The sequence below is a fragment of the Microcystis sp. M44BS1 genome (assembly GCF_020244875.1).
Taxonomy (GTDB): Bacteria; Cyanobacteriota; Cyanobacteriia; order Cyanobacteriales; family Microcystaceae; genus Microcystis; species Microcystis panniformis.
In genome coordinates, this window is sequence record NZ_JADBVM010000124.1 from 1 (window position 1) to 8,673 (window position 8,673).

The 8,673-nt window shown below is 41.5% G+C and carries 13 protein-coding genes; 3 read left to right on the forward strand and 10 right to left on the reverse strand.

The window, feature by feature from the left end; genetic code table 11:
* Window positions 1-366: 366 nt before the first annotated feature.
* From IM515_RS09680 to IM515_RS09710, 7 genes are all read right to left on the reverse strand, one after another.
* Complete coding sequence (locus IM515_RS09680; protein WP_287630101.1) at window positions 367-651, reverse strand: helix-turn-helix domain-containing protein; 285 nt, start codon at window positions 649-651, stop codon at window positions 367-369.
* 137 nt (window positions 652-788) lie between these two features.
* On the reverse strand, window positions 789-974 hold the full coding sequence (locus IM515_RS09685; protein ID WP_223211765.1) for a type II toxin-antitoxin system VapC family toxin: 186 nt from the start codon (window positions 972-974) through the stop codon (window positions 789-791).
* Window positions 975-1,052: 78 nt separating this feature from the next.
* Window positions 1,053-1,193 (reverse strand): PIN domain-containing protein, encoded by a 141-nt coding sequence (locus IM515_RS09690; RefSeq protein ID WP_002765611.1) that lies wholly within the window; start codon window positions 1,191-1,193, stop codon window positions 1,053-1,055.
* Entirely contained in the window at window positions 1,193-1,474 is a 282-nt protein-coding gene (locus IM515_RS09695) for a hypothetical protein (RefSeq protein WP_287630102.1), read from the reverse strand. Before IM515_RS09695 ends, IM515_RS09690 begins: the two co-directional genes overlap by 1 nt.
* Before the next feature lie 222 nt (window positions 1,475-1,696).
* Window positions 1,697-1,909: a type II toxin-antitoxin system HicB family antitoxin gene (locus tag IM515_RS09700; RefSeq protein ID WP_002765615.1), complete on the reverse strand. Its 213-nt coding sequence runs from the start codon at window positions 1,907-1,909 to the stop codon at window positions 1,697-1,699.
* Between the two features lie 172 nt (window positions 1,910-2,081).
* On the reverse strand, window positions 2,082-2,330 hold the full coding sequence (locus tag IM515_RS09705) for a hypothetical protein (protein ID WP_002745417.1): 249 nt from the start codon (window positions 2,328-2,330) through the stop codon (window positions 2,082-2,084).
* A 3-nt stretch (window positions 2,331-2,333) separates the two neighbouring features.
* Window positions 2,334-2,525 carry a hypothetical protein gene (locus IM515_RS09710; protein WP_004161490.1) on the reverse strand — a complete coding sequence of 64 codons (192 nt, stop codon included), beginning with the start codon at window positions 2,523-2,525 and terminating at the stop codon, window positions 2,334-2,336.
* A 344-nt stretch (window positions 2,526-2,869) separates the two neighbouring features.
* Between IM515_RS09710 and IM515_RS09715 the strand changes: the two genes are divergently transcribed.
* A complete protein-coding gene (locus tag IM515_RS09715; protein WP_287630103.1) occupies window positions 2,870-3,373 on the forward strand; it encodes a pentapeptide repeat-containing protein in 504 nt (167 codons plus the stop codon).
* 24 nt (window positions 3,374-3,397) lie between these two features.
* Here the strand turns inward: IM515_RS09715 and IM515_RS09720 are convergent, their stop codons facing one another.
* Together IM515_RS09720 and IM515_RS09725 are read right to left on the reverse strand one after the other, a co-directional pair.
* The gene (locus tag IM515_RS09720) at window positions 3,398-4,867 is read right to left on the reverse strand and encodes a GUN4 domain-containing protein (RefSeq protein WP_287630104.1); all 1,470 of its coding nucleotides are present in this window, start codon (window positions 4,865-4,867) and stop codon (window positions 3,398-3,400) included.
* A gap of 18 nt (window positions 4,868-4,885) precedes the next feature.
* Complete coding sequence (locus IM515_RS09725) at window positions 4,886-5,362, reverse strand: hypothetical protein (RefSeq protein WP_287630105.1); 477 nt, start codon at window positions 5,360-5,362, stop codon at window positions 4,886-4,888.
* 73 nt (window positions 5,363-5,435) lie between these two features.
* On the opposite strand from IM515_RS09725, the gene IM515_RS09730 reads away from it, so the two are divergent.
* Window positions 5,436-5,582: a hypothetical protein gene (locus tag IM515_RS09730; RefSeq protein WP_155726675.1), complete on the forward strand. Its 147-nt coding sequence runs from the start codon at window positions 5,436-5,438 to the stop codon at window positions 5,580-5,582.
* A 67-nt stretch (window positions 5,583-5,649) separates the two neighbouring features.
* On the opposite strand, the gene IM515_RS09735 is transcribed toward IM515_RS09730, so the two are convergent.
* Complete coding sequence (locus IM515_RS09735) at window positions 5,650-6,618, reverse strand: phosphate ABC transporter substrate-binding protein (RefSeq protein ID WP_287630106.1); 969 nt, start codon at window positions 6,616-6,618, stop codon at window positions 5,650-5,652.
* A gap of 265 nt (window positions 6,619-6,883) precedes the next feature.
* Between IM515_RS09735 and gpmI the strand changes: the two genes are divergently transcribed.
* Window positions 6,884-8,482 (forward strand): 2,3-bisphosphoglycerate-independent phosphoglycerate mutase, encoded by a 1,599-nt coding sequence (gpmI, locus tag IM515_RS09740; RefSeq protein WP_287630107.1) that lies wholly within the window; start codon window positions 6,884-6,886, stop codon window positions 8,480-8,482.
* The last annotated feature ends 191 nt before the right edge of the window (window positions 8,483-8,673 follow it).

Here is an 8,673-nt window from a genome sequence, read left to right on the forward strand (position 1 = left end):
AAGGTGCTGCGCCGTCCACTTGGTTTTCGAGACTGGCCTTTTAATTCTAACGTAAAGCCAACCTAGAACGGCGGGGTTTCAGACCCAAAATTTCCGATGAGGAAACTACAATTTCAAGATATCCCTTTATTTTTAGATTAGAACGTAGGTTGGGTTGAAGCATGAAACCCAACGCCCGATTATGTTACGCTACCGCTAACCCATCCTACAAATAATTGTGCCTCCCTACTTAATAAGGTGGCTAAGGTGGGGTTGACTTTTAAGGGTTTTTCAATGTTTGAAATCATCGCTTATTTTCCTCTGTTTAATCGCTTTTCTGCTCTAGATAAACTTTTTTCTCAACCTTTAATTTCTCTTTTCCAGTAATTAAGTTTTCATCGGGGGATTCTTTTTGTTCCTCATTGGGATTTTTTGCAGCATTATTAGGGGATTGTCTTGATAGTCAGCGTCTTCTATATCTTCAATAACGGATTTTTCAACATGGATTAGGTCGGCTAGTTGTTGTTGGGTTAATCCAGCTTTTGTACGAGAGTCATAAATCAGTTGTGCGATTTCTGCGTTGATGGATTCTAGGGCGATTTGTTCTTGTATTGTGGGATCGTCTGCGATGATTTGATGAATGATTTTTATGGCATCTGTGGTTTTAGGCATTGTTTATTTTTAGTTAATTTCTTTTGTTAAAGATGTCCTCAATTTTTTGATAGTTCATTTAGGATCGTTGATTTCTAATAATTTAAAAGTTTGGGTGATGTATTTTGTTACATAAACAAATTTTATATAATGCAATCTTACAATAATTTCGTAAATCCTGCTTGTTCAAAATGACGATCAGAGGTAAAAGCTTGAGTAATAATTTCCTGTTTCATGACAACAAAACTAATACAGTCGGTTAGACTCCATTCTTTGTCAAGACGTTGTTTATAAAGTTGCCAGCCTTTTTGATATAAGCTTTGATCAAGTTGAATGATTTTCAATTTTGGCAATCGATACAAGCTCTCAATAAAGTTGATTGCACTGGAACGAGTCGATAAATTACATAGTCCATCAGCAACTTATAACAGGACAAATTCGGTTGTAATCAAAGTAGATTGTGCCTGGCGTAATTTTTTGCTGGCTTCTAGGGCGGGATAATGTAAATCATCTCGTTGGTTAACAAGGGCGATCCAAGCCGCTGTATCAATAAATACTTTCATTATGGATAGGATTCTCTTTTGGGAGTTCCATGAATGTAGTGATCATGCTGATGGGCTAAATCTACAATTCCGGTATCTATGGTACATTTTTCGATGAGTTGATCAAATTGATCCCAATCTTCGCTATTCCATGATGATTCATCCCATGATAATTCATCGGTTGATGGAATATTTGGGTTGGGTTCGATAATGGTGATGATGACGGATTTTCCTTCTTGATCTGCGCTCGCTTCGTTGGGGTAAACAAGACCATTTTTAACGGTTCCTTTGATTGATGGCATGGTATTTAGCCTTTGTTTGATTAGATATTGTTTATTTTAACTTATTGTCTTTGATGACGCGGGTAAAGTTGGGACGGTGCTTTTTATGAACACCCCTACACAATCGTCAATTCAGATTTAAGCTGGCGACTCCTGTTCATTCTTTAAATGTCGGATTTTGCAAAAACTGCGACACGCCTTATATGCTACAATTCACAAGCTGCGGCGAGAGAAACTTCATCATTAGGTAAATAATAGTCGTCCTTTTGGTTCAGGAATGATTCGTTCTAGTTGTTTGGCAGTTTCAATCCATTCTTGAATAACAAGTTCAGCATTTTGTACAGCTTCCTGATAGGTTTCTCCATCTGCCATACATCCTGCTAATTCTGGAACTTCAACAATAAAAGCTTGATCTTCCTCACTCCAATAAATAATTAATTCATAGCGAATTTTCATCTTTCCCTCCTAATTTATATTTTAAAATTAGATTACGAATTTGTTTGATTTGATAAGTTATGTAGGTTGGGTTGAACAGAGTGAAACCCAACAATTATAGGCTTTGTGTTGGGTTTCGTGCCTCAACCCAACCTACTACTACTGAACCAGAGAACAAAGAATCATCATAACATTATTGATCATCTGGCAAAGCTAAAATTTCATCCCCAATTAAATCAGGTAAATTTTCGGTATGAACGTGCAAGTGAGTAATTGAGCCTATTAATTCTGCCAAAATATCCCCTTTTTGGTCATCAGTTAGGCTTGGTAATTTAAGCTGACTTAGTAAGAATAAAACCGCCTCGCATTCTTCACCTAATTCAGATAATAGAGTGGCCAAGGTAGAGTTGACTTTCAAGGGTTTTTCAGTGTTTGAAATCATTGCTTATTTTCCTCTGTTTAATCGCTTTTCTGCTCTAGATAAACTTTTTTCTAAACCTTTAATTTCTCTTTTCCAGTAATTAATTAAGTTTTCATCGGGGGATTCTTTTTGTTCCTCATTGGCAATTTTTTGATGATGGATCAGAATTTGATAACGAATGCTTTCAACAGATTTACGAAATTTCTTTTTTGACAAGTATTTACTCCTAACTTGCGGTGGTTAATATCTATCGTAATTATAAACCATAGATTATGTAGGGGAAAATGGCATTTACCCTCCTGGGGTGACGGTGACAGGTATCGAATCGCGGAACCCCTGATAACCTCGTGTGGAAACGATGTAGGATCGGAGTTTGAAAAAACTGCGAAACGCCTTATATGCTACAATTCACTGACACAGGACTGTCCAAACTCTTGAATATAAACACGCACTAAAAAAGTGTGATAGTGGGATGCCCCTAGTGGAATACCCTTTAATGTTTTGACATTTTTACAGGATAAAGCTAAGATAAGGACTATTCATCTTCAATCGTGGACAAAATGTTAGCGGAAATCAGGCTCAAAACCTTAACTGTTGCCATTATCTTTAGCTTTATTGGGTTAACCGCCCCTATTTATGCAGAAAACCCCGATCATGTAGCAAAACTAAAAAAGACAAAACAATGTCCGGGTTGCGATCTCAGTGGCGCAGATTTAAGCAAGTTGAACTTAAAGAATGCCAACTTGAAAGGTGCTAATTTAAGAAGTGCCAATTTAAGCGAAAGTAATTTACTACAAGCTGATTTGGAAGGGGCAATTTTAACAGGTGCTAACCTAGGAGGTGCTAACCTCATTGGGGCTAATCTCAAGAATGCCAAGCTAAATAGTGCTAATTTGGGTGGTGTAAAATTTATGGATGCTAATTTGACGGGAGCGAGTTTAGCTAATGCCTATATATGGGATGCCAACTTTACTGGGGCTGATATGAGTGGTGTAATTTTGAATGGTACTCAAAGTTGCAACGGTGCCATTGCACCCGATGGAAGTCGAGGAATAAGATGTTAAACAACATCTAAGCAATTCTTGATATTAATTACCTTTCTTTCGACAATCTGCAAAGCGTGAATATAGCAAGTGCCGATTCGTATTGCTCCCTCCATCTGACCAACCCTCTCCTAAAGGATAAGTTATTTGTACCGGAAGATGTCCTTGAGGGGGATTAGCATATTTAATATCATCACTCGATATATAGCTACTGCCAGAACTGATACTAGATGGTAGTATCCATTGAACCCATTGAGCAAATTGACGATAAGCTTCAATGATAGTTGTTGAATTATTTTTAGCATCATTCCAAAACTTTAATTGCGCCGACAGTCCTAATTGATTATTACTGTACTCAGACCAAAGCCGATCAATGATTTTTAAATCCTCACAGGCAAAACTATTAATAGCCTTTTCGCTTAACCAGTCTCTATTTGTCCAGTCTTGATTTTGATGCTTAGATGACTCTAACATTAACTTAAAAGTTATGTCGTCTGCCTCTTTCCATTTCTTTTGTTGCAGGAGTTCTCGTAGCGTTGTATAGTCCACGCCAGTGGTTGAGGAGATGAGGGTCGATCGCGGTTGGGTAGGTGGTGTTGGTTTCGGTGGCGTAAGCACGGGAGGTGATGGACTGGGTTGGGGGGATACTACGGCTATAGATGAGCGAAAAACAATATCTCCCCGATTTAAGTTAACATCTAGAATCGTCCCAAATTGAGGATGTTGATTTCCCCTTGTTAAATTGGGAAGATGTTGCGTCAAATAAAGACCTAATTCACTTCCCGTTACATACCCATCTTTTGTATAATCAGCCTCCCCTTCTAATGCTCTCAAAAATAGCGGCGTAAATACACTTTTTGCAGGAACTTTTTCATTCGCATCACCAGCCGTTAAAAATTGCCTCACGGGTTTATTCATCACATCTCGGATATAAGCATTTCCCGCATCCTCTCCATTAGATCTTTGTTTAAAAATCGTTCCCGAGAAACAACTATCAAACACAAATAAAACGTGCTTTGCCTCCATTTGAGTTGCCCAAGAATTAATCTGTTCCATTGACAATGCCGCTTTCAGAAAGCCCTGTTCATCAACAATCGGATCGGGTGCATCAACGGGAACTAAATATCCTTTGGTCTGCTGACGAGTGTAACCATGCCCTGCAAAAAAAATCACTAGACGATTATTCTGTCGATAACCATAATCATCGATAAAATCCTTGATCCCATTACTCAATTTAGTTCGATTGGGATTGGGAATTTCTCTAACCTGAAATCCTTGTTTTTGTAGTGCCGTTACGACCTCTTTCGCTTCATATTGAAGGTTATTTAATTTTCCCCAATTTTTATAATCTCCAGCCCAAATAACTAAAGCATGGCTTTCTTGATAAACAATAACTTCTTTCCCATTAGCATCTTTTACGATCAAGGAATTACGCTGAGCTTGTGCTATTTTTATACCAACAAGACTAGCTGTTATTCCCGTTAATGCCAAACATCCCCAAAAAGCCTTTTTCATTACCTTACTCTTTCCACATCATTTTATTAATGGGGTTAGTGCTTGGATGAGTTCGGTTGCCTTTGGATCGTTTTTTTCTCTAAAAATTATCTTGACTTCATTACCTTGCTCGATAATAATTGTCCCTCGTTCTAAATTTGCGTTGTTTTCGATTAACAATTCTCCTTTTTTGTTTTTACGGACAATAACTCCTCCATATTTAGTATCTTTATAAATTTCTAATAAAGTTGTGGCAATCTGCCCCAAAGCAACTGCCCCAATTAAAATATAAATAAGGGGTAATCCCCGATCATCCGTTATCGTTGACTTGTCTGGAATGACTTGCCCTTCAAAGTTCAATTCTTCCCGAACAGTGTTCACCTGTTCTGCGGGAACGCGCCACTGAATGTTGACTGATTGACTTTCCTGCGCTGAAACGCTTTGGTTTGAGAATCGATGGAAAAAAAGGCTCAAAACCAAGCCAACCAAAAATTTGCGCCGTTTAATGATAGACATCAATACCACCTTAAGCTCGTCTTTTTTCTGATTTTAACAGTAGAATCGCCGATGGGAATGAATAACTTAATTTATGACTCCATTCGTCTCACCTGAGAAATTTCTAATTTCATATCTACCGAAAAAGGCTCCCCGGTTGACCATTCCCGTGGCGATCGTTTATGAAAAAGATAATGGTGTTCAGCTAACCATTCTCAATGCTTCCCCGTCTCCACGGTAAAATAGACAATGCTTACCCTAGTCATGCAAGGCGTAAAATTTCCCAGATTTTCAGATATTCTCGCTAACTACCTTTGTAGGTCTTCATTGGCCCGAAAAATCGCTTCTTGACCATCACTAGAGGCCACAAAACCCATAAAAGCTTTGACTGTTTCACTAGCAGGTTCTTTGTAAACGTAGTAAAGGGTACGCTGCCAGGGATAATTAGGTTCACTGGGTAAAATTCCCTCAATAGCGAGCGCTCTGACGGTTTTTTGGTTGACAATTTGGCTATAGGTGGCGTAACTAATGCCATTCAGTCCCAAAACTCGCAAAATTGGGGTGGTGGCATCCCTGTCCATCATTTTAAAATTAGTTCCTGTACCAAATTCCCCCCCTTGCAGCACTTCCTCACGAAAACTTTGATAAGTGCCACTAATAGGGGGACGATTAATCACTTGAATAGTAGCAGCAGAACCGCCCACCTCGGACCAAGAGGTGATTTTTCCGGTAAAAATATCTTTAACCTGGGTAGTGGTTAACCCCCCCGCAAAGGGGTTTTTTACTCCCACCACAACAGCGATCGCATCTCGAACAATCGGACTAGAAGCCAATCCCTGAGAGCGTTCCGACTCGGTTAAAGGTCGTGACACCGCCGCAATATCGATCGCCCCCCGGGCCACTTCCTCTAATCCCCTATCAGATCCTTGAGCATTTGTCAAGACCTCTACCCCCTGAAATTTGGCAGTTAAAGCGGCTTTTAAGGCTTGATTAATCTGTACCATACTGGTAGAGCCGTTAATGCGAATTGTCGTGCCACTGGGGATAGAAGTCGGTGGGGCAAAACTAACCACTCCCTGGGGTGAGGGGGGAGGGGGTAGGGGAGAGGAGGCACTTTCCGATGTGGGGGATTTTTGCGGACTTTTACTGCTGCCACAGAGAAAAAATTCTTGACCTGCGGCACATTGACTTTGTAGCCAGAAGTAACCCCCACCTAAAATGCCCGCAGTGGCTAAAAGAGCGATTATTAAAGCAGTTGTTTCGTTTTTTTGAGACATAATTATTCAGTGAGCGGTGATCAGTTAGGGGATTTGGGGAGATGGGGATTTGGGGAGATGGGGATTTGGGGAGATGGGGAGCTTTCAGCTAAATTCCCCACCCCCCCCACTACCCCAACACCTAACACCTAACACCCCACTACCTCACTACCCCATCATTTGCTGACATTAGGGGGTCGATCGCCCAGACACCGGTGATCAATGGAAGTTTCGATGATATTATCTTAGTGCATGGAAATCCACTCTTAATTTAGGACTGTATATCATGACCCACGCACCTATATCCCCAGTCGTACTGGTTATCCTTGATGGTTGGGGTTATCGCCCGCAAAGGTCGGATAATGCGATCGCAATGGCGAAAACCCCGATTATGGATAGTCTCTGGGAAGTTTATCCCCACACCTTAATCCGCACCTCCGCTAAGGATGTGGGACTACCAGAAGGACAGATGGGTAACTCGGAAGTTGGCCACCTCAATATCGGAGCGGGGCGAGTTGTACCACAGGAGCTAGTACGGATTTCCGATGCGATCGAAGATGGTTCGATTCAACAAAATCAGGCTTTATTAAAACTCTGCGCTGAGATTCGCCCTAAAAAAAGCAAATTACACCTGATTGGTTTATGTTCCGAGGGTGGAGTCCATTCCCATCTCGATCACCTACTGGGATTATTAGACTTAGCGAAAGTGCAAGGGATTAGCGATGTCTGCATTCATGTCATCACCGATGGTCGCGATACCAACGTCACCGACGGAATGCTCGCTATTAAAAGGATTCAAGAACATATTAATAAAATCAATCTCGGTCGCATGGTGACTCTCAGTGGCCGTTATTATGCCATGGATCGGGATCGCCGATGGGATCGGGTGGAAAAAGCCTATAACGTGATGACCAGTGATCAAGGTATCGACGGGCGATCGATCACAGAAGTATTACAGGCATTTTATGATCAAAATATTACCGATGAATTTATTCCCCCCACCAGAATTGCACCAGGGGCGATCGAAGCGGGCGATGGGGTGATATTCTATAATTTCCGTCCCGATCGAGCTAGACAGTTATGTTATGCCCTGACTATGCCCGATTTTGAAGATTTCGATCGAGATTTAATTTCTCCCCTCAGTTTTGTCACTTTTACCCAATACGATCCAAAATTACCGGTAGATGTGGCCTTTGCTCCCCAGAATTTAAATAATATTTTAGGACAGGTGATCGCTCAACAGGGATTAAAACAGTTTCGTTGTGCAGAAACCGAAAAGTATCCCCACGTCACCTACTTTTTTAATGGGGGATTAGAAAAACCCTTTGAGGGAGAAGTGCGCGAATTAATTCCTAGTCCGAAAGTCGCCACCTATGACCAAGCGCCGGCTATGTCGGCGGCCACGGTAACAGCATCGGTCTGTGGGGCGATTGAACAGGGGATCTATAGTCTTGTGGTAGTCAATTACGCTAACCCCGATATGGTGGGTCATACGGGCATTTTAGACGCGGCCATGAAAGCAGTGGAAACGGTGGATCTATGCTTGGCTAAGTTGTTAAGTAGCATCAATAAATTGGGGGGAACAGTGTTAATCACTGCCGACCACGGTAACGCGGAAACGATGGTGGATGAGTCGGGTAATCCTTGGACGGCCCACACGACTAATCCCGTTCCTTTAATTTTAATTGAAGGGGAAGGGAGAAAAATACCGGGTCATGGTGGCGATGTGCAGCTGCGGGATGATGGTCGTTTAGCCGATATTGCCCCCACTATCCTCGAAATTCTCCAAATTCCCGTCCCGGTGGAAATGACCGGGCGATCGCTGATTAAACCGGCCGAAGTGGAAATTAAAGCCAGTCGCACTCCCGTCCGCATCTCGCTTTAACAGTGATCAGTAATCAGTAATCAGTGGAAATAATTAAAAAATTGGCTAATTAGGGTTTGCGGCAAAAAGTACGGGCGAAGCATTCGGATAGAAAATCTCCGGTTTCACCGATAGGTTATTGCCCGAATGCTTCGCCCCTACAGGACGCGGGCCGATGAAGACGCAAGGTTTGGAAGCACGATTCTCTCAAA